Raw genomic sequence first — 26,628 nt, 5'->3', positions numbered from 1 at the left:
CACCAACACCTCCGCACGGTCGTGGTTGGGCTGGATACACGCGCGAACGCGCAACGCCCGACAAGCACCGGAAAGGGGTGCCCCCTCAGGACCCGGGTCCTGAACGGCCACCTCTTTTGTGCGGCTTTTCACGGCCTTCGTACGACGACGTCGGCGGCTCTCGTACGGCGAGGTCAGTTGGACCAGATGTTGCCCTGGTTCTGACCGTGGCCCTGCGGGCCCATGCCGTACTGGGCGCGTACGCCCTGGCCGATCACCGCGTTCTGCGGCGGCATCAGCTCGCTGGGCTGGACCAGGACGTACCCCTGGCCGACGAAGTTCAGCTCCCAGCCCTCGCCGGTGTTGCCGCGGCGGCGGAAGACGGAGGAGCTGCTGGTCTGGGCCTGCATCTGGACGCGCAGGCTGGTCGACCAGGCGACGACGGCGTCCGCGTCGCAGGACACGTACTTGTCGGGCGTGACCGGCATCAGCAGCGGCTTGCCCGACGTCATCAGGGCGACCTTGCCCTGCCCCGAGATGTTGAGGTTGTACGCGCCCGTGCCGGACAGGCCGAACTGGCTGTCGACCGCGATCACGTCCCAGTGCAGCCCGGAGTCGAGCGCGAGGACGTACGCGCTGTCGACGGTCAGGCCCTCGTGGTCGACGTCCAGGATGTGGATCTGCTGGGCGAGGTTGGCGAGGTAGACGGTGCCCTGCCCGGAGCAGCGCATCAGGTCGAGGCCCTCGCCGGTGTGGCGGCGGGCGCCGCGCTGGCCCTGCGACTGGTACTCGCCGTCGAATTCGATCATGCCCTGGTAGGCGACCATCGAGCCCTTGCGGGCCAGGCAGTCGGGGCCGGTGTTGCCGTCGAGGCGGACCCGCAGGAGGTAGGAATTCTGCAGGGTGTAGTGGTCCTGGTTCTGGACCTCGGTGAATGCGAAAAGCGGGCTCTGCATGATGGTGTCGCTCCCCCTCAGCCCCGGATCCGGAGACGGTCAGTGCTGTCCTCGCTGGGCTGGACGACCACGAAGCCCTGGCCGGAGAAGGCGATCTGGAAGGCCTCCCCGCTGCCGCGGCCGATCAGCGCCCCGGCCCTGAAGCTGCGCTTGGCCTTCATCTTCAGCCCCGACGACCAGGCGACGAGCGCGTCCGGGTCGACGTAGGTCTCGTCGGCGCCGCTGCCGCAGTCGACCACGATCGGCGTGCCGCGCGAGGTCACCGCGACCCAGCCCTGACCGCTGACCCCGACGTTGAACAGGCCCTGACCGGCGAATTTGGCCAGCCCCTTGACCCGTTCGACACCCCAGGTGAGGTGCGCGTCGAAGGCGAGCAGATTCGTGCCGTTGACGGAGACCGACTCGTTGTTGAGATTGAGACAGACCACGTCGGCGCCGTAGTCGGCGAGGTAGAGCAGGCCGTCACCGCTGCACTTCATCAGCGGGGCGCTCTCGCCGGTCAGCCAGGCCGAGGCCATCTGCCGTACGGCGGGCGGGTTGGGCTCGTACTGCACGAAGCCCTCGTAGGCGACCATCGAGCCGGTGCGCGCGAAGAGGTCCTGGCCGGTCACCATGGCGACCTTGAGCATCGACGAGCCGTGGTTCTCCATCCGGGCGGCCACCGGTGCCGGTGCGTAGCCCGCGATCATCTGCTGGTCCATGGCGGGTCACACCTCGTAGGGCTGGACGACGATGAAATTACCGGGGGCGCCGCGGAACTGGAGGTTCACGGTCTCGCCGCTGTGGCCGGGATACGCGGTCCTGCGCAGCCGTACCTGGCTGGAGACGATCACCTGCGAGGCGGCCGACCAGGCGACGATCGCGTTGCTGTCCGCGTAGGTGGTCGGGGTGACGGGCAGCACCACGGGGGTGCCGTGCGTCTTCACGATGACCGTGCCGGTGCCCTGGAACTGCATGGTGAACAGGGCGCCGCCGGGGATGCCGTGCCCCTCGATCCTGCGCACCTCGTGCTGGAGGGATTCGTCGAAGGCCAGCACATTCTCCGCCGAGACGCAGATGGCGTCGCCCTGGAGCTCGATGGGGTGCAGATAGGCGGCGTTCTCCGCGAAGAAGACCTGGCCGCCCCCGGTGCAGCGCATGAGCTGCATCTCCTGGCCCGTGGCGTTGCCGACGATGCGGCCGGTGAAACCGGCACCCTTGTAGCCGAAATCGACTTTGCCCTGGTAGAGCACCATGCTGCCCTGCCGGGCGAGGACCGGCTGGCCGCCGCCCTGGCCGAGGTCGGCGCGCATCATCTTCGGATTCTGCTGCGTCCAGCGCTGGCCGGTGGGCGTCTCGCGGTACTTCTGCATGGCGGCGGCGAGGCCCGCGTTCTGCGCGGGGACGGCGGGGGCCGCGTAGCCGCCGCCGGGCGGGCCGGGGGGACCCGGCTGGCCCGGCACCTGGCCGAAGGGCGGCTGACCGCCGAATCCGGGGGCGGCGGGGGGCGCGCCGGGCGGCGGGACCTGGCCGAAGGGCGGCTGTCCCGGCGTGGTCTGGCCGGGCGGCGCGGTCAGGGGCGCGACCATGGTGGGCGCCTGGTGGAGGCCGGGGTTGCCGGGCGGCGGCGCGAAGCCCTGCGGCGCGGGCGCGGCGGGCGGGCCGGGAGGCGCGCCGAAGGCGGGCGCGGGAGCCGGGGGCGGTACGGGGGCGGCCGGCGCGGGTGCTCCGAAGGCCGGAGCGGGGGCCGCCGCGGGGCCGGGCGGGGGTGCGAAGCCGGGTACGGCGCCGGGCGGCGCGAAACCGGGGGCCGCGGCCTGCTCGGGCGCGGCGGGCTCGTCCTCGGCGACCTCGCCGCCGAAATTCCGCAGCAGCGCGTCGAGCCCGCCGTCGAAGCCCTGGCCGACGGCGGCGAAACGCCACACGTCCTTGAGATAGATGTCCGCGACCATCACGGCGCGTTCGGTGGTGAATTCCGCGCCGGTGAAGGCGTACCGCGCGACTTCCTCACCGCCCGCGACGAGCCGCAGATAACCGGGGGCGACCTGCGACATCTGCCCGTTGCCGTCGATCGTCGCGGTGAAGGCCAGCTTGTGCACGTTCGCCGGTATGCGGTCGAGAGTGACACGGAAGGACTCGGTGTCGCCGGACTGGGCGCCAAGGAGCTGGATCGACTCCTCGGGCGACTTGGGCTGGTTGAAGAAGATGAAGTAACGGTCGTCCGACAGTTGTTCCTTGTCGTCGAGCCCGAAACAACTGATGTCGAAGGTCAGGCCGGGGCCGGAGATCTGTACACCGACATACAGATCCGTCCCCGCCGTCAGATCACTGATCTTGGCCTTGTGGCCACGCTGGAATTCCCTGGCCATGGATACGACCGTCCCCCATCCCCTCATTGCTGCGCTCGCGATGCGGCGCTTGTGCTGCCGCGCCGACGTGGCGACAGGCTAACCGGTCGTGCCGACAGCGGCTATTCCTCGCGGGAACCGGGCGGATGCGGCAGCCGGTCGGCCGCCACGACGCCCTCCAGGAAGCCGCGGGCGCGCTCGGTGCGCGGATAGCTCTCCAGCAGTCGCCAGAAGCTCGGGCCGTGTCCCGGCACGAGCAGGTGCGCCAGCTCGTGCAGCAGCACGTAGTCGATGACGTACTCGGGCATCCCCTGGAGGCGGTGCGACAGGCGGATGCTGCCCTCGGAGGGCGTGCACGAGCCCCAGCGGGAATTCTGGTTGGTGACCCAGCGGACCGTGTCGGGCACGGCCCGGCCGAGCAGATACTGCTCGGACAGCCGTTCCGCGCGGGCGGCCAGCTCGTCGTCGCCGGGCATCCGGCGGCTCTCCTGCGCCGCCAGCTTCTCCAGCATCGTGGTCACCCAGCGCTGCTCCTCGGCCGCCGACATTCGGGCCGGAATCAGCACGACAGTTCGGTCGCCGTCGCGATATGCCGAAACCGTTCGGCGCCTGCGGGCACTGCGGCGCACTTCCACCGCATTGGTCCGTAGGCCGCTTGCGGGCTGGCTGGAGAGGCTACGCGCTGGATCGGCGGACACGCCTTCGACGTTACCCGCTGCGTGTCCGGGAAGTCCCGTCTCCCGGCCGGTTCGCATGGGAATCACCTCGCTTCATACGCATATTGAACGACTATCCCCCACAACCTGTGGATAACTCTCCGGGAGTTTCGCCGGGAAATGGCATGCTGAGTTCTGTCGCTTACGGAGAGTGACGAGGGAAGTCGGAATGGGGAATTTCGCCGGGCGGGCCGGATGGACGGGACGGGCTGGCCGGTGAGTGGCTCTCCCGGTGGACCTTCTTGCGGACGTCCTGGTGGACCTCTCCCGGTGGATCGAGTGAACGGATGGACGGGGGTGACGGTCATGCGTCCCATGCTCAAGAGCGCGCTGCGCCGCAGTTGGCGGGACAGGGAGAGCGTGCAGTTCGGGGTGGACCCGGCGCACGCGGTGGTGCTGGAGCCGGTCGACGGCGCGGCGGCCGGTTTTCTCGACCTGCTCGACGGCACGCGCGGCGCCGACACGCTGACCCGTGACGCGGGTGCTCTGGGCCTCGGGCCCGCGCAGGTCAGACGGCTGCTGGGGCTGCTCGCCGAGGGCGGTGTGCTGGACGACGCGGCGGCGCACGGCGCGCTGGCGGAGGCGGTGCGGCACCGGGCGGCGGCCCTGGACCGGCTGAGACCCGATCTGGCGGCGCTCTCGGTGGTCCACCCGGGTCCCGGCGGGGCGGCGGGCCGGATACGGCACCGCAGGGCGGCACGGGTGCGGGTGCACGGGGCCGGGCGGGTCGGCGCCGCCGTGGCCTCGGTGCTGTCGGCGGCCGGGGTGGGCTCGGTGGACGTGCTGGACAGCGGGCGCGTCGAGCCGTGGGACACCGGCCCCTGCGGCATCCCGGCCGACCACATCGGGGACCGGCGGGACGCGGCGGCCCGTGGCGCGGTACGGCGGGCGGCGCCGGGTCCGCGTACGACGCCGGGCGAGCGCGGCAGACCCGGCGCCACGGTGGTGGTGATCGCGCCGAGGGACGGGCTGGACGCCTGGGCACCGGATCCGGGCGAGTCCCGGCGGCTGGTCGCCTCCGGGGTGCCGCATCTCTACACGGGTGTGGTCGAGGGGACGGGCGTGGTCGGTCCGCTGGTGCTGCCGGGGCGGACGGCGTGCGGGGAGTGCCTGGGGCTGCGGCTGGCCGACGAGGACCCGGCCTGGCCCCGGATGCTGGCCCAGCTCAGGTCGGGGCGGCAGCCCGCGGTGCCCGCCTGCGACATCGCGCTGGCCACCTCGGTGGCCGGGCTGGCGGCCGGACACGTGCTGGCGCACCTGGATGGACGGGTGGCGCCGGGGGTAGGCGGCCGGGTGGAGATGTCGCTGTCCCGGCTCACCACCAAGGTCAGGGCGCTGCCCGGTGACAGCCGCTGCGGGTGCGGTGCCGGGACCGCCCGCGGGGCGCGGGACGGCCGGGACACCTGGGGCGACGCAGACGGGGGCAAAGCGGCGGAGCCGACGACAACCGGTGCTCGCTGGGACGGGGCGCCGGTGGCGGGGGGCACAATGGCCATGTGACCGACGGGAAATGAGGGGCGCATGTCTGATCTTCCGCGCAAGGCTGTGACCCGTACCGCGAAGCTGGCGGCGCTCCCTCTCGGGTTCGCCGGACGGGCCACGCTCGGACTGGGAAAGCGGCTGGGGGGCAGACCGGCCGACGAGGTCGCGACCGAGTTGCAGGAGCGGACCGCGGAACAGCTCTTCAAGGTGCTCGGCGAGCTGAAGGGCGGGGCCATGAAGTTCGGCCAGGCCCTGTCGGTCTTCGAGTCGGCGCTGCCGGAGGACATCGCCGGGCCCTACCGGGCGGCGCTCACCAAGCTCCAGGAGGCCGCCCCGCCGATGCCCGCCCGCACCGTGCACAAGGTGCTGGCGGAGCGGCTGGGCAAGGACTGGCGCTCACTGTTCAGCGAGTTCGAGGACACCCCGGCCGCCGCCGCGTCGATCGGCCAGGTGCACCGGGCGGTGTGGAGCGACGGGCGCAAGGTGGCGGTGAAGGTCCAGTATCCGGGGGCGGGCGACGCGCTGCTGTCCGACTTGACGCAACTGGGCCGGGTGGCACGGCTGTTCGGGCCGCTGGTGCCGGGAGTGGACGTGAAGCCGCTGCTGGTGGAGTTGCGCGAGCGGGTCGAGGAGGAGCTGGACTACGCCCTGGAGGCCAGGGCGCAGCACGCGCACGCGGAGGAGTTCGCCGAGGACCCGGACGTCCACGTGCCGGATGTGGTGCACCAGGCCGACGAGGTGCTGGTCACCGAGTGGATGGACGGCGTGCCGATGTCGGAGGTGATCTCCGGGGGCAGTCAGGAGATGCGGGACCGCGCGGGGCAGCTCCTGGCGCACTTCCTGTTCGCCGGGCCCGCCCGCACCGGGCTGCTGCACGCCGATCCGCATCCGGGGAATTTCCGGCTGCTGGTCGACGACGGGCCCGCCGAGGGCTGGCGGCTGGGCGTGCTGGACTTCGGCACCGTCGACCGGCTGCCGGAGGGGCTGCCGCTGCCGATCGGCACCGCCCTGCGGCTGGCCCTGGAGAGCGACGCCGACGAGGTCTACGCGATGCTCCGCCAGGAGGGTTTCGTGAAGCCGACGATCAAGCTGGACGCCGAGGCCGTGCTGGACTATCTGCGGCCGATCATCGAGCCGGCCGGGCGCGAGGAGTTCACCTTCGACCGGGCGTGGATGCGCGCTCAGGCGGCCCGGATCGCCGACCCGCGCTCACCCGCGCACCAGCTCGGCAAGCAGCTCAATCTGCCGCCCTCCTATCTGCTGATCCACCGCGTCACCCTCAGCACCGTCGGGGTGCTGTGCCAGCTCGGCGCGACGGTCCGGCTCCGCGACGAGCTCAACGCGTGGCTCCCCGGCTTCGACCCCGAGGGCACGGCGGAGTCGGCCTGAGCGGGCACGGACGCCGGGCGGCGGACGGCTGGCGCTGAAGGCTGGGTGCTGGGGCGGCCGGGCGGCTGGGAGCCGCGCTACCACCACGCGGAGTCGAGGCGGCTCTCGATGCTGCGGAGGTGCTGGCGCGCGCACGTGACGCAGAAGTACACGCGGTGTCCGTTCTCGACGGAGCAGGTCCACGTCAGCGGCAGGCCATCGTGGGTCTCGCCGCAGCGGGCGCACGTGGTCGTGGTCGTGGTCTGAGAGTTCTTCTGATCCACTGGTTGACGATACCTCCGCATGCGCCGCGTTTGTCGCCGTAACGCACCGCGGGGCCGGTCCTTTCGGACCGGCCCCGCGTCAAAAGTTGGTAACTGCCTGACTGGTTACTGCATGACGGCCATCGCCAGTGCCCGGCGGGCACGGAGCGAGGCGCGTTCGGCACGGCGCTGGAGTCGGCGGGCGGCGAGCAGCCGCACGGACCTTCGTTCGTGTTCGGCCTCGTACAGGCGCTGTTGCATATGGGCACGCGCCAGTGCTTCTGGCATGAGTTGCATTTCGAGGTTCCTGTTCTGGTACGACGCGGGGGCGTCGGAAGTACGGGCTGCGGGGATCTCGGTGAGTGTGGGGTTCATCGGGGCCTGATTCTTCGGGTCGAGCGTGAGTGGGCGGTCAATCGTTCCGGGCAGATGCGCCGTGGTGGCGCTTCGGGTGGTGCGGGCCTTCCTGACGTTCCGGGTCGGCCGGGTCCTCCTGGCGGTCATACCGCGACCGCGTCCTTGCGCGGACGGCCACGGGGCCGCTTGCGGGGCACGACTACACCCTGGATGAACAGCTCGCCGCCCCAGACACCCCAGGGCTCGCGGCGGTCCTTGGCCCCGGCGAGGCAGGCCTCACGGACGGGACAGGTCTGGCACAGGGACTTCGCGTACTCGACGTCCGCCGGCGACTCGGCGAAGAAGACCTCCGGGTCGTAGGTGCGGCACGGGACGGGCACGCCGAGTCGCTCGATCTCGTCGTCGAGCTCGGTGAGGGGCAGCAAGGGAGTCTCCGGGTCGTGGTGTGCTTCTGCGGGCGAGCGGTTCAGGTCGGGCTGGGGTCCGGACGGGGCGTGCTGGGCGGTAGGCACGGTTGGTTCGTTCCTCGTCTGTCGGTCCGGCCGGTGGGCCGGTTTTCTGTTTCTGCCTGTCCTGCGGAACAGGCTTTCTGTCTGGAGAGAAAACAGAAGGGCCGCGGATCCCGGTCTGGGATTCCGCGGCCCTGAGGCGCCGACCTGATGCGTTATCAGGCTGGATCACTCCAGGGTTCGAGCCCGCGGAAGGCCCACTTGCCGTACTGCTGCGTCTTCTGCTGTCCATTGCCATTGGCGAAGCCGCCGCTGGCGAAGCCGTCGATAGCGCCCTTGGCCTCAATCGCAGCCTTGGCGGTACCAGCGCCGGCGCCGTTGGCCGCCGCCGCGAAGGCAGAGGCATGCGCCAGAACCTTCGCCGCTACCGCTGCCGCGGGCGCCTGCATCGGTCGCTCGTTCCGCTCACGGATCGGCAGAACCGGGAGCAGGGCGGAAGACAGACGGGTGGCACGCGGCGAAACGCCGAGCGGGCAGGTGGCGACGACCGAACGATCGGTCATTTTCACGGTGGTCATGATGCTGATCATTGGGCTCGCCTCCTCTCGGCGTCGTAGTGCGGATGGAACGGACTGCTAGTACATCACGATCAGACCCGCTCTTGGAAGAGCCGCTCTCGACCGTGCTCCCGAAGGCTATGGGGACTTCCTCGGGATGCGCAAACTATTTTTCCGCCTCTTCTTCAGTTTCTTCGGAAGATCCTTCGGCGGCCTCGTTTCCGCCCGGTTCCTCCCCCGCGCACAGCGCCAGAACGTCTGCGCCGAACTTGTCGAGTTTCCGCGCGCCGACCCCCGCGATCTGCGACAACTCCGCCTCGCCGCCCGGCCTGACCTCGGCGATGGCCAGCAGCGTCTTATCGGTGAAGACGCAGTACGCGGGCTGGCCGAGCGCCTTGGCCTGTTCCATCCGCCACTCGCGCAGCCGTTCGTACAGCGCCTCGTCGAGATCCGAGGGGCAGTCCTCGCAGCGCATCAGTTTGATCTCGCCCGCCTCGGACAGCGTCCGGCCGCAGACCCGGCACAGCACCGGGCCGCGCCGCTTGCGACCGCCGGAGCCGCGCTCCGCGCCGCCGCTGCCGCCCGCGCCCGCGCCGCGTGCGCCGCGCGGCGCGGAGCCGGGGCGCAGCCCGTCCAGGAAGCGCGAGGGCCTGCGCCCGCCGCGCCCGCCGGGTGAGCGGGACAGCGCCCAGGACAGCGACAGGTGCAGCCGGGCCCTGGTCACCCCGACGTACAGCAGCCGCCGCTCCTCCTCGACCTGCTCGTCGGTCTTGGCGTAGGTGATCGGCAGCGTGCCCTCGGTGAGGCCGACCAGGAAGACCGCGTCCCACTCCAGGCCCTTGGCGGCGTGCAGCGAGCCGAGCGTGACGCCCTCGACGGTCGGGGCGTGCTGCGCGTTGGCCCGCTCGTCCAGCTCCGCGACGAAGTCCGAGAGGGTGGCGTCCCGCCGGGCCGCCGCGAAGTCCTCCGACAGCCGCACCAGCGCGGCCAGCGACTCCCAGCGGTCCCGTACCGCCCCGGAGCCGGCCGGCGGCTCTGAGGACCAGCCGCGGGAGCTGAGCACCGCGCGCACCTGCTGCGGCACGGTGTTGTCGGCCTCTTCCGGGTCGGTGGACGCGCGGGCGGCGCCGCGCAGCAGCAGCCCGGCCTCGCGCACCTCCGGCCGTTCGAAGAAGCGTTCCGCGCCGCGGAGCTGGTACGGCACCCCGGCGTCGGCCAGCGCCTGCTCGTAGACCTCGGACTGGGCGTTGATCCGATAGAGGACGGCGATCTCGCTGGGGCGTACGCCGGAGGCGATCAGCTCCTTGATCCGGCGCGCGGCGCCCTCGGCCTCCGCGGGTTCGTCCGCGTACTCGGAGTACACCGGCTCGGGTCCGGCCTCGCGCTGCGAGATCAGTTCCAGCCGGTGGGCGGCGGCCTGGCCGCGGGCCTTGCCGAGCAGGCCGTTGGCGAGGCCGACGACCTGGGGGGTGGAGCGGTAGTCGCGGACCAGCTTGACCACGGTCGCGTCGGGGTGCCGGGAGCGGAAGCCGAGCAGGAAGTCCGGGGTGGCGCCGGTGAAGGAGTAGATGGTCTGCGAGGCGTCGCCGACCACGCACAGGTCGTCCCGGCCGCCGAGCCACAGCTCCAGCAGCCGCTGCTGGAGCGGGCTGACGTCCTGGTACTCGTCCACCACGAAGTGCTGGTACTGCGACCGCACGGTGTCCGCCACGTCCGGCCGGTCCTGGAGCACCCCGACGGTCAGCAGCAGCACGTCCTCGAAGTCGATCACCCCGCGGTCCCGCTTGAGCTGTTCGTACGTGGTGTAGATCTTCGCCACCTCGGCCGGGTCGCGCGGCACGTCACGGCCGGTCTTGGCCGCCGCGGCCGCGTACTCCTCCGGCACCGTCTGCGTGACCTTGCACCACTCGATCTCGCCGGTGACATCGCGCAGTTCGTTGCGGTCCAGCCTGATCCGGCAGCGGGCTCCCGCCTCCGCCACCAGTTGCACCTTGCGCTCCACCAGCCGCGGGATCTCCCCGCCGATCGCCCGCGGCCAGAAGTACTGGAGCTGCCGCAGTGCCGCGGAGTGGAACGTCCGTGCCTGCACACCGCCCGCGCCGAGCTGCCGCAGCCGCCCCCGCATCTCCCCCGCGGCGCGCGCGGTGAAGGTCACCGCGAGCACGCTCGCGGGTTGCAGGATTCCGGCCCGCACCCCGTACGCGATCCGGTGCGTGATCGCCCGGGTCTTGCCCGTACCGGCCCCCGCCAGCACGCACACCGGCCCGTGCAGCGCCGTCGCGACGGCGCGCTGCTCGGGGTCGAGTCCGGCGAGCACCGCGTCCGCGGAGTCGGGTTGCGCGGGAAAGAGCGATTCGTGGGTTGTCGCAGTCACCCCGCCACTCTGCCAGGTCCGACCGACACCCCGGCGAAGTTATCCACAGCCGCCCGCGAAACCCGCCGCGAACCCCGCCCCGGAACCCACGCCGGTACCTGCCCCTGGACCCGCACTCGCAAGCCGCCCCGTAACCCCCTCGCGGCCGACCGGCCGCCCCCCGGAATGCCCACTCCCGCCATGGTGTTCTACTGGCGCAGAACCCCCTTCACCCGCAGGCGACGAGGAGCGAGAAGCGATGTCGGGCACCGTGACCATGTACAGCACCACCTGGTGTGGCTACTGCCGTCGGCTGAAGAGCCAGATGGACCGCGAGGGCATCGCGTACACCGAGGTGAACATCGAGGAGGACGCGGAGTCGGCGAAGTTCGTGGAGAAGGCGAACGGCGGCAACCAGACGGTGCCGACCGTGCTGTTCCCCGACGGCTCCACCCTCACCAACCCGTCGCTGGCGCAGGTGAAGCAGAAGATCGGCGCCTGACCCGCACCGTACGTACGAGCCCGTCGTCGCCGTGAGGCGCGGCGGGCTCAGGCGTTGCTGCCGCTGAGGGCTCAGGCGTTGGCGCCGCAGCAGGCTCAGGCGTTGGTGCCGGGGCGGGGCAGGGGCTTGCCGTACCACAGCTCGATGAGCCGGGCGGCGATGGAGATGCCGAAGGGCGGCAGCACTTCGCCGGACTCGAAGGCGGCGCGCAGATCCTCGCGGGAGAACCAGCGGGCCTCGTGGATCTCCTCGCCGTCGACGGTGATCTTCGACGAGGTGGCGTGGGCGTTGAAGCCCAGCATGAGGCTGGAGGGGAAAGGCCAGGGCTGGCTGGCGACGTACTCGACGTCGCCGACGACGACGCCCGCCTCCTCGAAGACCTCGCGGCGCACGGACTGCTCGATGGACTCACCGGGCTCCACGAAGCCCGCGAGGGTCGAGAAGCGGCCTTCGGGCCAGTGGACCTGGCGGCCGAGCAGGGCGCGGTCCTCCTCGTCGGTGACCAGCATGATCACGGCCGGGTCGGTACGCGGGTAGTGCTCGGCGCCGCAGGCGGGGCAGCGGCGGATGTGGCCCGCGGCGGCGATGACGGTGCGCTCGCCGCAGCGGGAGCAGAAGCGGTGCATCCGCTGCCAGTTCTCCAGCGCCACCGCGTGCACCATGAGTCCGGCTTCCAGCGGCGACAGCAGCCCGCCGACCTCGCGCAGCCCCGCGGGACGCGCCTCCTCGTCCATCCGGCCGGGAAGGGTGTCCTTCTGGAGCGCGAAGTAGCGCACGCCGTCCGGGGCCGTGCCCAGGAAGTAGCGGTGCGTCTCGGTTTCCGGGGCGTCGAAGGCGGGGGTCATCACCAGGGCCGTACGCCCGTCGGGCCCGTCCTCGACCAGCACCTGGCCGCCGGAGACGACGAAGACGCGGGTTGTCGGGTGGCTCCAGGCAGCGGCCAGCCACGCCTCGTCCAGGCGGTGGTGCGCGGCTCGGTCGACGCCCTCGTGGGTGAGGGCGAGCGGTTGCGACATAGCGTCGAATCCGGTCAAGGCTGCTTTCAACTCCCGGTGGTCGTGCACATACGTGCAGCCTAGCTTGGCGGGGGTGGTCCCGATTTACGCGGTCGGGCCCCGCTTTCCCGCGGTCGGGCCCAGCAGCCGCTCAAGACCCTCACGGTCCGGCAGGTCCGGCGGCCGGATGACCGTCGCCGTGCGGATGTGGAGGAAGGCGGCGGTGACGCGGTCGAGCGGGACGCCCTGGTGCTCCGACCAGGCCAGGCGGTAGACGGCGAGCTGGAGGGGGTCGGCGTCGGTGGCGCGGCCGGTCTTCCAGTCGAGGATCTCGTAGCGGTCGCCGTCCCGGTACACCGCGTCCATCCGGCCGCGGATCACGCGGCCCGCCAGGACCAGGTGGAAGGGGAATTCGACCCGGTACGGGGTGCGGTCGGCGTACGGGCCGCGCAGGAAGGCGTCCTTGAGCGCGGCGAGGTCGCGTTCGTCGGCGATGTCGTCGTCGCCCTCGATGCCGGGGAGGTCTTCGGGCCCGAAGAGCGGGCGGGCGTCGAACCGCGACTCGACCCACGCGTGGAAGCGGGTGCCGCGCCGGGCGGCGGGCGCCGGGGGGCGCGGCATGGGCCGGGCCAGGTCGCGGGCGAGACCGTCGGGGTCGGCGGCCAGCCGCAGCAGCTGCGTCGCGGTGAGCGCGGCGGGCAGCGGCACGTCCCGTACGCCCGCCCGCGCCCGCCGCAGCTCGTCGGCGAGCGCGTCGAGGTCCCGGTCCCAGGACGCCACCAGCCGCGCCTCTTCCGCTACGAGACCGGGTTCAGCGTCCCGTGCGGGTTCACGTACGGGTGCGTCCTGCGCCACGGGGCCGCGCGCCGGTACGTCCTCGCGTACGCCGTCCGGCTCCCGTACCGGCGGGCGCTGCGTGGGGAGCGCGTCCCAGTCCGCGACGTCGTCCATGTCACCCACGTCGTCGTACGGCGGCTCGTCGTCCGGCTGATCGTCCGGCTCGTACGACGGCTCGTACGGCAGCGGCGCCGGGGAATCCGCGCCGGGTTCGGGGCCCGCGCCGGACTCCAGGTAGGTGAGGACGGTCTTCGCCGCCCGGCGCCGCCGTTCCAGGGCGGTCGGGTCGAGGGGCAGCGGCCAGGGGGGCTCGACGGGGGCGGCGAGGGCCGGATTCTGCTCGTCCTCGGCCGGGGGCTCCGCCCAGTGCTCGATCTCGCCGTGGCCCGCCTCGCAGTGGGTGCGCAGGGCGTCGAGGAAGGCGGACGGCTCGAACGGCTTCTTCTGGGTGGGGCCCCAGCGGTGGCCGGAGCCCAGCAGCAGGGAGCGCGGGCGGGTGAAGGTGACGTAGCCGAGGCGCAGCTCCTCCACGCGCTGGTGTTCCTTCATGGCCGCGCGGAAGCCGTCGAGCCCGGCGCGGCTCCATTCGGCCACGTCCGGGAGGGTGGCCGCGTCGCCGCGCAGCCCGTGCGGCAGCACTTTCGCGTTGGCGGGCCACAGCTCGCGTCCGCGTTCGCTCGGGAAGCCCTTGGCGACCAGGCCCGGCACGGCCACGACGTCCCACTCCAGGCCCTTGGACTTGTGGGCGGTGAGCACCTTGACGGTGTTCTCGCCGCCGGGCAGCGAGCTGTCGAGGCCCTTCTCGTACTGGATGGCGGTGTGCAGGAAGCCGAGGAAGGCCAGCAGCGTGGCCTCGCCGTCGAGGGCGGCGAAGCCCGCGGCGATGTCGAGGAAGGCGTGCAGGGTCTCGCGGCGGCGGGCGGCGAGCGCGTGCGGGGACGCGGACAGCTCGACTTCGAGGCCGGTGACGGCCAGGACCCGGTGGAGCACGTCCATCAGCGGGTCGGCGAGCGCGCGCCGCAGATCCCTTATCTCCGCGGCGATCCGGGCGAAGCGGACCCGTGCCTCGGGCGAGAACGGCAGGTCGTCGTCCGGGCCGTCGCTCCCGTCGGACCCCGGGGACGCCGATGCGAGGAATGTCTCCAGCGCGTCCGCCAGCGAGATCACCTCCGCCGGGTCGACGCCCTCGACGGCCGCCGCCAGCGGATCGCGCCCGTCCCCCGCGGCCCCGTACCGCACGAGCTGCCGGGCGCGACGGCCGAGGAGGGCCAGGTCGCGGGGGCCGATCCGCCAGCGGGGGCCGGTGAGGAGGCGGACGAGGGCGGCGTTCGCGGTGGGGTCGTGCAGGACTTCGCAGACGGCGACGAGGTCGGCGACCTCGGGCAGGTGCAGGAGCCCCGACAGGCCGACGACCTCGACGGGGATGTCGCGGGCGACGAGCGCGGCGTGGAAGTCGGCGAAGTGCGCGGCCGTACGGCACAGGACGGCGATCTCGCCCGCGGGGGTGCCGGTGCGCACCAGGTGGGCGATGGAGTCGGCGAGCCAGGCCGTCTCGTCGTCCTGGGTGGGCAGCAGGGCGCAGCGCACCAGCCCGTCGCGTTCGGCGCCGGGGGCGGGCCGCAGGGCCTCGACGCCTTCGTGGCGGGCGCGCAGTTCGACGGCGAGGGTGTTGGCGAGGTCGAGCAGGCGCCCGCCGGAGCGGCGGTTCTCGCTGAGCGAGTAGCGGTCGGCGGGGCGGCCGTCGGCGTGGGCGAAGTGCCGGGGGAAGTCGTCGAGGTTGGCCACGGAGGCGCCGCGCCAGCCGTAGATGGCCTGGCAGGGGTCGCCGACGGCGGTGACGGCGTGTCCGGTGCTGCCGCCGAACAGCCCGGCGAGCAGCAGCCGCTGGGCGACGGAGGTGTCCTGGTACTCGTCGAGCAGCACCACCCGGTACTGGTCGCGCAGGATCGCGCCGACCTCGGCCCTGTCCTGCGCGAGCGTCGCGGACAGCGCGATCTGGTCGCCGAAGTCCAGCAGGTCGCGGGAGCGCTTCTCGGCCCGGTAGTCGGCGGCGAGCCCGGCGAGGTCGAGCCGGGCGCGTACCGCCTGTTTCACCTCGCGCGCCCAGGCGTAGCCGCGCGTGGCCGGGTCGATGTCGGCCAGTTCCTCGGCCAGGCGCGTGTCGTACGCCGTCAGCCGCTCGACCGGCACCAGGTGCTCGGCCAGTTCGCCTTCCAGCGCCAGCAGGTCGCCGACGAGTGCGGGCAGGCCCTTGGTGAGCGCCGGATACGGTCCCGGCGCGCGGCGCAGCACCTTCGCGGCGAGCTGGTAGCGGGTGGCGTCGGCGAGCAGCCGCGCGCCGGGCTCCAGGCCGATCCGCATCCCGTGGTCCTTCAGGAGCTGCCCGGCGAAGGAGTGGTACGTGGCGATCTGCGGGTCGCCCGGCGGGTGTTCGGGGTCGCCCTCCGCCGCCGGGTCCGGGTCGGGGTCGGTGATCCCGGCCCGCGCGAGGGCTCTGCGGACCCGCTCGGACAGCTCGCCCGCCGCCTTGTTGGTGAAGGTCAGGCCCAGCACCTGCTCGGGCGCCACCTGTCCGGTGCCGGTCAGCCACACCACCCGCGCGGCCATCACCGTCGTCTTCCCGGACCCGGCCCCGGCCACGATCACGCCCGGCGCGAGGGGTGCGGTGACGCACGCCATCTGCTCCGGGGTGAACGGGATGCCCAGCAGCTCCTTGAGCTGCTCGGGGTCGGTGAGGGGGGTTGCCACTCGGGTGAGGCTATCCGGCTCCGCCGACAGCCGTGGCGGCGGAACCCCTCATTCCGCGATCCGTACGACACCGCCGTCCGCACGCTGGGCGGCCCGTACGGCGGCCGTCGCTCACACCGGGGCGCGGCCGTCGTTCACTCCACCACCTGGCGTCCCTCCGGTCGCGCCGTACAGGCCGCCCGGAAGGCGCAGTTGGCGCAGTGCTGGCCGGTGGACGGGGTGAAGCGCTCGTCCAGGACGCGGCCCGCGGCCTCGGCCAGCAGCTCCTGCGCCCACTCCCCCGCCAGCGGTTCCTGGCGCTGCACGGCCGGTACGGTCTCGCCGCCCTCCTTGCGCGTCGCGCCGAGCCTGAGCTGGACGAGTTCGGCGCCGCCGGACGGCGGGCGGGTGTCGTTGAAGAGCGGGTCGACGGCGCCTTCGCGCACGGCGAGCTGGTAGACGGCGAGCTGCGGGTGGTGGGTGACCTCGGCCGCGGTGGGCTTGGAGCGGCCGGTCTTGAAGTCGACCACGTACGCGTTGCCCTCGGCGTCGGTCTCGACGCGGTCCATGCTGCCGCGGATCCGTACCCGGGCGTCGCCCGCCTCCAAGGTGACGTCGAAGCCGTGCTCGGTGGCGACGGGGGTACGGCCGCGCTCCATGACGTGCCAGCGCAGGAAGCGCTCCAGGGCCGCGCGGGCGTTCTCCTTCTCCTGCCGGGACTTCCACGGCGCGTCGAAGGCGAGGGCGTCCCAGACCGAGTCCAGCCGTTCCATCAGGACGTCGAGGTCGGCGGGGGCGCGTCCCGAGGCGACCTCGTCGGCCAGGACGTGGACGACGTTGCCGAAGCCCTGGGCGGCGGTGGACGGCGGTTCCGCCTTGACCTCGCGGCCGAGGAACCACTGGAGCGCGCAGGTGTTGGCGAGCTGGTCGAGCGCGCTGCCGGACAGGACGACGGGCTGGTCGCGGTCGCGCAGCGGGACCGTCGAGCGGGTCGGCTCGTACAGGCCCCACCAGCGGTCGGGGTGCGCGGCGGGCACGAGCGCGTACCCGTCGTCGTTGAGCGCCGCGAGCTTGGCCAGCCGGCGCGCGGCGGCGTCGCGCAGGGCCGGGGACGCGGCGAGGTCGACGGTGGTGGCGCGCAGTTCGGCGACGAGCGCCGCGACGGCCAGCGGGCGGCGCGATCGGTGGGTGACGTCCTGCGGGGGCACGCCCAGCTCGGCCAGGAAGCGGGAGGGCTGGTCGCCGTCGTCGTTGGCCGACTTCACGGCCGTGACCAGCAGGCGCTCGCGGGCGCGGGTGGCCGCCACGTAGAACAGCCGCCGTTCCTCCGCGAGGAGCGCGCCCTGGCTGAGCGGCGGCGCGAGGCCGTCGGTGCCGATCCGGTCCGCCTCCAGCAGCGAGCCGCGCCGCCGCAGGTCGGGCCAGACGCCGTCCTGCACCCCGGCCACCACGACGAGCCGCCACTCCAGGCCCTTCGACCGGTGCGCGGTCATCAGGCGTACGGCGTCGGGGCGTACGGCCGGGCCGCCGAGCGTGTCGGCGACGATGTCGTGCGCCGACAGCTCCTCGATGAGGTTCAGCGCGCCCCGGCCGCCGGTGCGCTCCTCGGCCCGCGCCGCCGTCTCGAACAGCGCGCACACCGCGTCCAGGTCACGGTCGGCGTGGCGTCCGCCCGCCCCGCCCCGCAACGCCGCCCGCTCCAGCCTCCCCGGCCAGGGCGAGCCGTCCCACAGGCCCCACAGCGCCTCTTCCGCCGTGCCACCGCCTGCCAGCGTGTCCCGCGCGGCCCTCAGCAGCCCGCCCACCCGCAGCGCCCCCCGCGCATACGCCGGGTCGTGCGCCACCAGCCGCTCCGGCTCCCCCACCGCCTCCGCGATCAGCTCGTCCGACCCCCGCGGCACCGCGTGGCCCGCGGCCCGCTCCTCCTCCCGCAACGCCCGCCCCAACCGCCGCAGATCCGCGGCGTCCATCCCCCCCAACGGCGACGTCAGCAGCGCGACGGCGTCCTCCACCCCAACAACCACCCGCCCCACCACCCGCCCGTCGCCCCGCGAAGACCCGTCGGGTGCCGCCGACGAAGCAGCGACCTCACCCCGCCCCTGCGGGCCGCCGAACGGCGCTGGCGCGGAAAGGGGGGCCGACGATCGGCCGGGCTCGGCGGGGCCGGCCGCCGACGCCGAGTACGCGCCGGGCCCTCCCGGCCCACCGGGCAGAGCGGCGTCCGCGTCCTCGCCGGGCGCTCCCAGGCCGTCCGGCCGAGCGGAGTCCACGCCTCCGCCGGGCGTTCCGGGCCCACCGGGCAGAGCGGCGTCTGCGTCCTCGCCGGACGCTCCCAGCCCACCCGGCAGAGCGGCGTCTGCGTTCTCGCCGGACGCTCCCAAGCCGCCAGGCCGAACGGAGTCCACGCCCCCGCCGGGTGTTCCCGGGGCGCCGGGGAGGGTGGGGGGCTCAGGGGCAGCCGACTCGGCTGCTAGGCGGAGGGCGAGGAGGAGGGGGGCGACGGCGGGCTCGGCGTGGAGGGGGATGTCGGGGGCGTCGAGGTGGACGGGGACGCCGGAGGTGGTGAGGGCGCGGCGCAGGGCCGGGAGGGGCGAGGCGGAGCGCAGGAGGACGGCCATGTCGTGCCAGGGGATGCCGTCTTCGAGGTGCGCGCGGCGCAGGGTGTCGGCGATGCCGTCGAGTTCCGCGCCGGAGGTCGGATACGTGCGGACGGCGACCGCGCCGTCGGACCGTACGGCGTGCAGCGCGCGGTGCTGCCGTACGGCCGCGGCGGGCAGCTTGGGCAGCGGCATGCGGGTGGTGAGCCGCCGGGTGGCGTCCAGGAGTTCGGCCCCGGCGCGACGGGAGACGGTGAGGACGCGGACGGCGGCGGCCTTGGCGTCGCGGGGCGGGAAGTCGGTGGGGAAGTCGAGGATGCCGTTGATGTCGGCGCCGCGGAAGGCGTAGATCGACTGGTCGGGGTCGCCGAAGGCGACCAGCGTGCGGCCCTGCCCCGCCAGCGCCTGGAGGAGCCGTACCTGCGCCGGGTCGGTGTCCTGGTACTCGTCGACGAAGACGGCGTCGTACCGCCCGGCCAGCTCCCGGTGCGTCTCGGGGCGTTCGGCGAGCAGCGCGGCCCGGTGGACGAGTTCGGTGTAGTCGATGACCCCCTGGAGATCGCTGACCTCCAGGTATTCATCCAGGAAGGCCGCCGCCGCGGTCCAGTCGGGCCGCCCGATGCGGCGGGCGAAGTCCGCGAGGGCGCGCGGGCCGAGCCCCAGTTCGCGGCTGCGCGCGACCACCGCGCGCACCTCGTCGGCGAATCCGCGCGTGGTGCGCGCGGCCCGCAGGTCGTCCGGCCAGCGGAATTTGCCGCGCCCGTCGCGTTCGAGCATGGCCTCTCCGGCCAGCAGCTCGCGGACCAGCAGGTCCTGCTCGGGGCCCGACAGCAGCCTGATCGGGTCGGCGAACAGCTCGGGCGCCTGGTGCTCGCGGACCAGGGCGTAGCAGAAGGAGTGGAAGGTGGTGGCGTGCGGTGCCACCACTCCGCCGGTCGCGCCGCCCGGACCGTCGGGTTCCGCCGCCGCCCGCGCCGCCAGCCGGTCGCGCAGCTCGACGGCGGCCTTGCGGCTGAAGGTGAGCACGAGAATCCGGTCGGGATTCGTCCCGGCCCGCACCCGCGCCGTGACCGCCTCGACGAGCGTGGTCGTCTTGCCGGTGCCGGGCCCCGCCAGCACCAGCAGCGGCCCCTGCCCGTGCTCAACCACCGCGCGCTGTGCCGCGTCCAGCACAGGAGGCGTCGCGGCCACCGGCGGCGTCCGCACCAACCGGTACCCGCCGCCGCCCGCACCCCGGTGCGCCTGGTGCGGCACTGCCGAGGTGGCGGAGGAGGCGGAGGAGACCGAGGAGGATGTCACGTGGTTCGCCGGTTCTGTCGGGGCCAGGATCAGATGCGCGTACGGAGTCGGGTGCGGGGTCGGTCACGTAGTCGGTCATGGGGTCGGTCACGGGCTCTGGCGGTCGTACGGGGACGCGTACGGGACCGCGTACCGGGTCACGTACGCCGCCGGGATCGCGTTCCCGGACGGGAGCTGTCGACGCTACGCCACGCGCGGGATGTACTCCGTACGGACGGCCGATGCCATCGCGGCGGCGCCGATGACGGAAGCTGGAGGACATGAGTCCCCGGCCGTCAGCCGCTGCCGCCCCCCGCGAGGTCGGCGGCGCCCCCGTCCCAGCGGGCCCTGCGCATGTCGACGCGCGGTATGTGCCCCTCGGCGGCCGGGCCGCGCTCACGCAGCGGGGTGCCCTCGGCGCGGTACGCGTCCAGCGCGTTCAGCTCGTGGCCGGGCAGCAGCGTCCCGTCGGAGCGCACGACACGCCACCAGGTCACGCCGCCGCCGTACAGCGCCATGACCCGGCCGACCTGTCGCGGACCGCCTTCGCCCAGGTATTCCGCGACATCGCCGTATGTCATCACGCGGCCGGGCGGGATCAGTTCTACGGTGTCCAGCACCCGCTCCGCGTACTCCGTGGGGGCACCGGGGTCGTACTCCTCGCTCATCCGAACAATCCTGCCCCAGACCACCGACAACGGGGGGTTCCGGTCCCATTCGCAGACCTCTCATGCCACCATCGTCCGGGCGGTGACTGGTGATACGAGATCAAGAAGAAGAGACGGCTGGGGAGCAGCAGCCGGGCGCGGAGCAGGCCGGACCGGCCGACCGCGCCCCCGACGCGCTGCCCGCGCACCCCGCCGCGCCGGCCGCGAACGGGGCCCACAGGGCGCGCCTGTCCGACCTGCCCGTGCCCGACACCACGCGTGACGCCGTGGCCGAACCCGCGACGGACACCGGCCCGGACGCCGACCGGGCCGCCGCAGACGACACGACGCCCGAGGCCACACCCGACACCGCGCCCGGCACCGCGTCCGGCACCGCGTCCGGCACCACGCCAGGCACGGCGTCCGGCGCCACGCCCGAGAAGACCCCGGACACCGCGTCCGGCACCGCCCCCGGCCCCGCTCCCACCCTGACCCCAGGGCCGGGACCCGGCACCGTCCTGGTCGACGAACCGCTGCTCGCCGCCCGCGTGCACCGCCCCGCCGACCTGATGCGCTTCCTGTTCGGGCTGCTGGGCATCGCGGTCGTGCTGGCCATCGCGGGCTTCGCGCACGCGACGACCACCGGCCTGGAGACGGACATCTCCAAGGGCGCCGACCACGCGCCCGACGCCCTGTCGTCCTTCGCGGGCCTGACCGCGAGCATCGCCGTACTGATCGTGCCGGTCGCCTTCGCGATCGAGCGGCTGGTCAAGCGGGACGGGCTGCGGATCGCCGACGGCGTCCTGGCGGCCGTCCTCGCGCACGGCGCCGCGCTCGCCACCGACTTGTGGGTGACCAGTTCCGCGCCGAATCCGATCCAGGAGGCGCTGACCCACAGCGCGCCCGGCGGCACCGGCCTCACCGACCCCGTGCACGGCTATCTCGCGCCCGTCATCGCCTATGTGACGGCGGTCGGGATGGCGCGCAGACCGCGCTGGCGGGTCGCGCTGTGGTTCGTGCTGCTGCTGGACGCCTTCGCGGTGCTGGTCGGCGGCTACACGACACCGTTCTCGATCGCCGTGACCGTGCTGATCGGCTGGACGGTCGCCTACGGCACGGTCTACGCGGTCGGCTCGCCGAACGTCCGGCCGACCGGGCAGCACCTGCTCGCGGGCCTGCGCCGGGTCGGCTTCGCGCCGCAGACCGCGCGCCGGGTCGAGCTGGACGGCCCGGAGACCGCGGACTCCGACCGCGGCCGGGCGTATCTGGTGACGCTGGAGGACGGGCCGCCGCTGGACGTCACGGTGGTCGACCGGGAGCAGCAGGCGCACGGTTTCTTCTACCGGCTGTGGCGGCGGCTCGCCCTGGTCGGCGGGATCACGCAGCGGCGCAGTCTGCTGTCGCTGCGGCAGGCGCTGGAGCAGGAGGCGCTGCTGGCGTACGCGGCCATCGCCGCCGGGGCCAACGCGCCGAAGCTGATCGCCACCTCCGAGCTGGGCCCCGACGCGGTGATGCTGGTCTACGAGCACATCGGCGGCCGGCGGTTCGACTCGCTCGCGGACGACGAGATCACCGACGACCTGCTGCGCGAGGCGTGGACGCAGGTGCGGGCGCTCCAGTCGCGGCGGATCGCGCACCGGCGGCTGGTCGGTGAGTCGCTGCTGGTGGATCGTTCCGGCAAGGTCGTGCTGACCGAGCTGCGCGGCGGTGAGATCGCGGCCGGGGACATCGTGCTGCGGATGGACATCGCGCAGATGCTGACGACGCTGGCGCTGCGGGTGGGGCCCGAGCGCGCGGTGGCCTCGGGGCTCGCGGTGCTCGGTCCCGACCGGGTCGCCAACTCGCTGCCGCTGCTCCAGCCGATCGCGCTGAGCCGGGAGACCCGGGCGCGGCTGAAGGTGCTCGGGCGGGCCCGCGCGCAGCGCGAGCGGGACGCGGTGCTCGCGGCGTCGGCGGCGGAGAAGGAGGCACGGGCCGCGGAGCGCGCGCACGGCGCGGAGGTGGCGCACGGCGGCGCGACGGCGGCGGTGCCGCCAGGGGACCTCAGAGCCGGGGACCTCAAGGCCGGGGATCTCAGAACCGGAGACCTCAGAGCCGGGGACCTCAAGGCCGGAGACCTCAAGGCGGGCAAGCTCAAGGCGGGCCGGAAGGCCGAGCGCAAGGCCGAGAGCAAGGCGGAGAAGCGGGCCATAGAGGACGCGCTGGAGGAGGCCCGCGAGGACGACCTGCTCTCCCTCATCCGCCAGCAGGTGCTGCTGATCCGTCCGCAGGCGCCGGTCGAGCCGGTCCGTCTCGAACGCATCAAGCCGCGCACGCTGATCACGGTGATCGCGGGCGCCTTCGCCGCGTATTTCCTGCTCTCCCAGCTCAGTTCCGTGCCGATCGGCGACGCCATCGCCAACGCCGACTGGCGGTGGGCGGTGATCGCGGTCCTCGGCTCCGCGGCCAGTTACGTCGCCGCCGCGTGCGCGCTCTCCGGGTTCGTACCGGAGCGGCTGTCGCTGGTGAAGACGGTGCTCGCGCAGGTCGCCGGGTCGTTCGTGAAGCTGGTCGCCCCGGCCGCGGTCGGCGGTGTCGCGCTCAACACCCGCTACTTGCAGAAGGCGGGCGTACGGCCCGGCCTGGCGGTGGCGAGCGTCGGCGCCTCCCAGCTCGTGGGTCTCGGCTCGCACGTGGTGCTGCTGATGGCGTTCGGCTTCATCACCGGTACGGAGAAGACGCCGTCGCTGTCGCCGTCCCGTACGGTCATGGCCGGGCTGCTGACCGCGGGCGTGCTGGTGCTGGTCGTCACGGCGGTGCCCGCGCTGCGGAAGTTCGTCTCGACGCGGGTACGCGCGCTGTTCGCCGGGGTCGTGCCGCGCATGCTGGACGTGCTCCAGCGGCCCGCGAAGCTGATCACCGGCATCGGCGGCACGCTGATGCTGACGGTCACCTTCGTGATCTGCCTGGACGGCTGCGTACGGGCCTTCGGCGGCCACCTCAGTTACGCGGCCATCGCCGTCGTCTTCCTCGCGGGCAACGCGCTGGGGTCCGCCGCGCCCACCCCCGGTGGCGTCGGGGCCGTCGAACTCGCCCTCACCGGTGGCCTGATCGCCGCCGGGCTGCCGAAGGAGGTCGCCACTCCGGCCGTGCTCTTCTTCCGGCTGCTGACCTTCTGGCTGCCGGTGCTGCCCGGCTGGGTCTCCTTCCACCACCTCACCCGCAAGGGCGAGCTGTAGCGGGCGGGTTGACGTACTCCGCGGCCGGCCGGACCCCGGCGCCGTACGACGCCGGGAACCGGCCGGCCGACCCCGCCGACCGGTCCGAAGGACCGAATCAGCGGGCCCCGCGCGCTACTTGATGTCGGAGATCTTCTTCGTCGCCAGGTCCGACCGCACCTTGAGCGTCTGGTACGTCTCGTGGCCCTTCCCGCCGAACGTCAGGCGCACATTGGTGAAGGCGTGTCCCGCGCCGCTGCCCGCGTACGTCACGCGCCACGCCGTCGGTACGTCCTGGGCGCGCAGCACGCCGTCCGCGTGGTTCTTCTTCTCCCACGCGGCGAGCTTCTTCTGGAGGCCCTTGGTCAGGAAGTGCGACCGCAGGTCGGCGCCGAGGTGGCCGCTGTCGGTGTCCCAGACGGCGTCGATGTAGGACCCGTAGAAGTCGGCGACGCGTCCCGTCGTGGACTGCGGGCTGCCGGAGCCGATCACCGGCTCGGCCTTGGCGCCCTTGTGGGCCTTGTGCGCCGTGGGCGCCTTGTGCGCGACCGCGTGCCCGTGCCCGGTCGTGTGGGACTGCCCGGTCGTGTGGGACGCGGTCCGCGGCTGGGACTGCGCCTGCGCCGCGGCGGCGGGTACGGCGACCGCGAGCGCCACCGCGGCCGTGGTGAGGGCGATACGGCGGACGGTACGGGTGCGGGTACCGGTGGTGCGGCTCTGCTGCATGACGTGCCTTGCCTTTCGAAGGTTCTTCGAGGGCTCGGGTGCTCCGCGCCACGCGAAGTCATCGTGTTCTCCGCGGTGTTCGACGCGTTCGAGCCCATTCGCTGCTTTTACGGCGTTTGTTCGGGACCCACCACTTGTATCCAATAGGTCGCCGACTATCCGTTAGGAGGGGTTGTGTCCTTGCCGGGTTGCGCGGCATCCGGGTGGAATCGGCGGCTGTGCCGTGGCGGTGACCCGCACGTGACCGAACCAGCACACTTCCCCTCTCAACACGGGCCGCCGCCTTGGGTACGTTGGATTCCACTTGGATACGGGGCCAAGGGGTGTTCGGCGTTCGATGTGTTGTTCGGCCGGTGCCCGTCGGTGCCCGGTGAGCACCGATCGGGAGCGTTGACCATGCGAGTCCACTGCGGCGCCACGGCCGCCGCGTTGACGGCGACCGCCGTCCTGGCGCTGTCCGCCTGCGGCGGTGGGGGTGGCGGCTCCGACACGATCGACGGGGATGCGGCGAACACCGCCTCCCCCACCGCGACGCCCGCCTCTCCCACGGCGTCGGCGTCCGCCGAGCCGACCGCGCCGCCCGTGACGCAGGATCCGAACCTGGCGCTGCCGGGCGATCTGAAGCTGGTCTTCGACTGGCCCGCGCCGACCGGTCACGCCGAGGCCGCCGCGCTGGGCAACGCCGCCAACTTCATGCGCAGCATCGCCCACGGCATCGTGAAGCGGAATGTCAACGAGCCGCTGGTGGCGCAGTACGCGCAGCCGGGCGGCAGCGCCGCCGCGTATGCCCGTACGCAGATCGGGCAGGCGGTGAAGGGCGGCTGGACCGAGACCGGCACCGACCGCTTCTACCGGCCCACGGTGAAGGTGACCTCGGCGAAGACCGCCGCCACGGTCGGCTTCTGCGACTTCCAGGGCAAGGTCTACGGCAAGGACGTCAGGTCGGGCAAGCTCCTCGGCACCGCGGTCACCGACAGCAGTTACGTGTACTTCACGATCGTCATGGCCAAGTTCCCCGCGGGGGCCGACCTGTGGCAAGCCGTGTCCGTCGATGCGAAAGCGAAGGCAACGCAATGCAAGGAGTGACCACCACATCGGGCCCGGCAACGGGCCTGCGCCGTGCGGCTCTTGGCGCGGCCACCGCGATCCTCGTGACGGCCGCCACGGCCACCGTCGCCGCCCCGGCCTTCGCCGACGTGCCCGGCGGCAAGACCAGCGGCTCGGGTGACGACAAGGGCAATCTGAGCGCGGGCGTCCAGGTCACCTATCCCACGGACACCAGCACGAAGGGCTCGGGAGGCCGTTCGCTCGGCGCCGCCGACAATGTGACGTGGACGCCGCCGCCGTGCTGGATCGGCCCCGTCGCCGGCCCCGCCGAATTCAAGAAGATGGTCGAGAAGCAGGTCAAGGAGACCAACGAGTATCCGGGCCAGGCCAATTACGCCATGCAGGCCATGGACGAGTACAAGAAGCACTACTCGGAGGGCAGGACCTGGAGCGGCAACGGCGAGAAGGCGTACAAGAACTTCAATCTCGACCAGCAGGGCAAGGGCGCTTTCTGGGGGCCGGTGACGAATCCCAACTCCGACAGCCCCGACCGCTTCGACTGCAACGGCACGTTGCCCTTCTGGGTGCCCAACGGCCAGCGCCCGCCCGCCGGTACGCCGAATGTGATCACCACGGAGATGCTGGCCAGGCTCGCCTTCGCGCACACCAAGGTGCCGGGCGTGGACATCCGGACGAATCCGGTGGGCACCCAGACCGTCAATCTGCCCACCTGGGTGACGCTGAACGAGAACTACGCGCCGGTCACCGTCAGGGCCGAGCTCAACATCCCCGGCGCGCAGGCCATGTGGGCCGAGACGACGGCCACGCCGACCAGCGTCCACATCGATCCGGGGACGTCGGACGCCACCGTGTACCCGTCCTCCGCCGAGTGCCCCATCGGCAAGGGCGGCCAGGTCGGCGCCCCGTACACCGAGGGCGCCACCGGCAACCCGCCGTGCGGTGTGACGTATCGGCGCTCCACGCAGAGCACCGGCGCGTACGACCTGAACGTGACGGCCACCTGGAAGGTCTCCTGGCGCGGTTCGGACGGCGCGGCCGACAACCCGCCGCTGCCGAACGGTGTGATCACCCAGGACCACCCGGTCACGGTCCAGGAGATCCAGACCGTCAACCGCTGAACCGGACCATGCGAGAGGCCCGGGGGGGGGGGGGGGGGGGGGGGGGGGGGGTGGGGTTGGGGGTCGCGAGGGGGGCGACTGGAGGAGGGGAAGGCTTAGAAAGAGGGGTGTGCGTGATCTCTCCAACAC

At 72.8% G+C, this 26,628-nt stretch carries 20 protein-coding genes; 6 read left to right on the top strand and 14 right to left on the bottom strand.

Features of this window, described 5'->3' with window-relative positions; translation table 11 throughout:
* Positions 1-173: 173 nt before the first annotated feature.
* The 4 genes from ACZ37P_RS36860 to ACZ37P_RS36845 form a co-directional block, all read right to left on the bottom strand.
* Positions 174-935, bottom strand: coding sequence for an AIM24 family protein (locus ACZ37P_RS36860; protein WP_355348694.1), 762 nt, complete (start codon positions 933-935; stop codon positions 174-176).
* Positions 936-952: 17 nt separating this feature from the next.
* Complete coding sequence (locus tag ACZ37P_RS36855) at positions 953-1,636, bottom strand: AIM24 family protein (RefSeq protein WP_188285752.1); 684 nt, start codon at positions 1,634-1,636, stop codon at positions 953-955.
* Positions 1,637-1,642: 6 nt separating this feature from the next.
* Positions 1,643-3,283 carry a TerD family protein gene (locus ACZ37P_RS36850; RefSeq protein WP_467350839.1) on the bottom strand — a complete coding sequence of 547 codons (1,641 nt, stop codon included), beginning with the start codon at positions 3,281-3,283 and terminating at the stop codon, positions 1,643-1,645.
* A gap of 101 nt (positions 3,284-3,384) precedes the next feature.
* Positions 3,385-4,017 (bottom strand): M48 metallopeptidase family protein, encoded by a 633-nt coding sequence (locus ACZ37P_RS36845; RefSeq protein ID WP_355348687.1) that lies wholly within the window; start codon positions 4,015-4,017, stop codon positions 3,385-3,387.
* Between the two features lie 267 nt (positions 4,018-4,284).
* Here ACZ37P_RS36845 and ACZ37P_RS36840 point away from each other — a divergent pair, with 267 nt between their 5' ends.
* Positions 4,285-5,478: a ThiF family adenylyltransferase gene (locus tag ACZ37P_RS36840; protein WP_467350837.1), complete on the top strand. Its 1,194-nt coding sequence runs from the start codon at positions 4,285-4,287 to the stop codon at positions 5,476-5,478.
* A 21-nt stretch (positions 5,479-5,499) separates the two neighbouring features.
* Positions 5,500-6,849: an ABC1 kinase family protein gene (locus ACZ37P_RS36835; protein ID WP_355348681.1), complete on the top strand. Its 1,350-nt coding sequence runs from the start codon at positions 5,500-5,502 to the stop codon at positions 6,847-6,849.
* Positions 6,850-6,926: 77 nt separating this feature from the next.
* Here ACZ37P_RS36835 and ACZ37P_RS36830 read toward each other — a convergent pair whose 3' ends face one another.
* The 5 genes from ACZ37P_RS36830 to ACZ37P_RS36810 all read right to left on the bottom strand — a co-directional run bounded on the left by ACZ37P_RS36830 (position 6,927) and on the right by ACZ37P_RS36810 (position 10,828).
* On the bottom strand, positions 6,927-7,112 hold the full coding sequence (locus ACZ37P_RS36830; protein WP_223187396.1) for a hypothetical protein: 186 nt from the start codon (positions 7,110-7,112) through the stop codon (positions 6,927-6,929).
* A gap of 105 nt (positions 7,113-7,217) precedes the next feature.
* Complete coding sequence (locus ACZ37P_RS36825; RefSeq protein WP_188283322.1) at positions 7,218-7,466, bottom strand: hypothetical protein; 249 nt, start codon at positions 7,464-7,466, stop codon at positions 7,218-7,220.
* Between the two features lie 125 nt (positions 7,467-7,591).
* Positions 7,592-7,960: a WhiB family transcriptional regulator gene (locus tag ACZ37P_RS36820; protein ID WP_391044318.1), complete on the bottom strand. Its 369-nt coding sequence runs from the start codon at positions 7,958-7,960 to the stop codon at positions 7,592-7,594.
* Between the two features lie 155 nt (positions 7,961-8,115).
* Positions 8,116-8,487, bottom strand: a complete 372-nt coding sequence (locus tag ACZ37P_RS36815; protein ID WP_355348677.1) for a hypothetical protein — start codon at positions 8,485-8,487, stop codon at positions 8,116-8,118.
* A 133-nt stretch (positions 8,488-8,620) separates the two neighbouring features.
* A complete protein-coding gene (locus ACZ37P_RS36810) occupies positions 8,621-10,828 on the bottom strand; it encodes an ATP-dependent DNA helicase UvrD2 (RefSeq protein ID WP_467350833.1) in 2,208 nt (735 codons plus the stop codon).
* Positions 10,829-11,066: 238 nt separating this feature from the next.
* On the opposite strand from ACZ37P_RS36810, the gene ACZ37P_RS36805 reads away from it, so the two are divergent.
* On the top strand, positions 11,067-11,309 hold the full coding sequence (locus tag ACZ37P_RS36805) for a mycoredoxin (protein ID WP_355348671.1): 243 nt from the start codon (positions 11,067-11,069) through the stop codon (positions 11,307-11,309).
* A gap of 95 nt (positions 11,310-11,404) precedes the next feature.
* On the opposite strand, the gene nudC is transcribed toward ACZ37P_RS36805, so the two are convergent.
* From nudC to ACZ37P_RS36785, 4 genes are all read right to left on the bottom strand, one after another.
* A complete protein-coding gene (nudC, locus tag ACZ37P_RS36800) occupies positions 11,405-12,325 on the bottom strand; it encodes an NAD(+) diphosphatase (RefSeq protein WP_391044313.1) in 921 nt (306 codons plus the stop codon).
* A gap of 84 nt (positions 12,326-12,409) precedes the next feature.
* Positions 12,410-15,889, bottom strand: coding sequence for an ATP-dependent DNA helicase (locus tag ACZ37P_RS36795; protein WP_467350831.1), 3,480 nt, complete (start codon positions 15,887-15,889; stop codon positions 12,410-12,412).
* 134 nt (positions 15,890-16,023) lie between these two features.
* Positions 16,024-19,764 carry an ATP-dependent helicase gene (locus tag ACZ37P_RS36790; protein WP_467350829.1) on the bottom strand — a complete coding sequence of 1,247 codons (3,741 nt, stop codon included), beginning with the start codon at positions 19,762-19,764 and terminating at the stop codon, positions 16,024-16,026.
* A 275-nt stretch (positions 19,765-20,039) separates the two neighbouring features.
* Positions 20,040-20,411 carry an MGMT family protein gene (locus ACZ37P_RS36785; RefSeq protein WP_467350827.1) on the bottom strand — a complete coding sequence of 124 codons (372 nt, stop codon included), beginning with the start codon at positions 20,409-20,411 and terminating at the stop codon, positions 20,040-20,042.
* A gap of 89 nt (positions 20,412-20,500) precedes the next feature.
* Between ACZ37P_RS36785 and ACZ37P_RS36780 the strand changes: the two genes are divergently transcribed.
* A complete protein-coding gene (locus tag ACZ37P_RS36780) occupies positions 20,501-23,608 on the top strand; it encodes a lysylphosphatidylglycerol synthase transmembrane domain-containing protein (RefSeq protein ID WP_467350826.1) in 3,108 nt (1,035 codons plus the stop codon).
* Between the two features lie 114 nt (positions 23,609-23,722).
* On the opposite strand, the gene ACZ37P_RS36775 is transcribed toward ACZ37P_RS36780, so the two are convergent.
* Positions 23,723-24,313 carry a hypothetical protein gene (locus tag ACZ37P_RS36775; RefSeq protein WP_467350824.1) on the bottom strand — a complete coding sequence of 197 codons (591 nt, stop codon included), beginning with the start codon at positions 24,311-24,313 and terminating at the stop codon, positions 23,723-23,725.
* 396 nt (positions 24,314-24,709) lie between these two features.
* Between ACZ37P_RS36775 and ACZ37P_RS36770 the strand changes: the two genes are divergently transcribed.
* The gene (locus tag ACZ37P_RS36770; RefSeq protein ID WP_467350823.1) at positions 24,710-25,399 is read left to right on the top strand and encodes a hypothetical protein; all 690 of its coding nucleotides are present in this window, start codon (positions 24,710-24,712) and stop codon (positions 25,397-25,399) included.
* The gene (locus ACZ37P_RS36765) at positions 25,396-26,499 is read left to right on the top strand and encodes a hypothetical protein (RefSeq protein WP_467350821.1); all 1,104 of its coding nucleotides are present in this window, start codon (positions 25,396-25,398) and stop codon (positions 26,497-26,499) included. Before ACZ37P_RS36770 ends, ACZ37P_RS36765 begins: the two co-directional genes overlap by 4 nt.
* The last annotated feature ends 129 nt before the right edge of the window (positions 26,500-26,628 follow it).

This window comes from Streptomyces sp. NPDC024632, from assembly GCF_055559175.1.
Note: the sequence above shows the minus strand (reverse complement) of the source record. Positions and strands in the feature narration are given on the sequence as shown.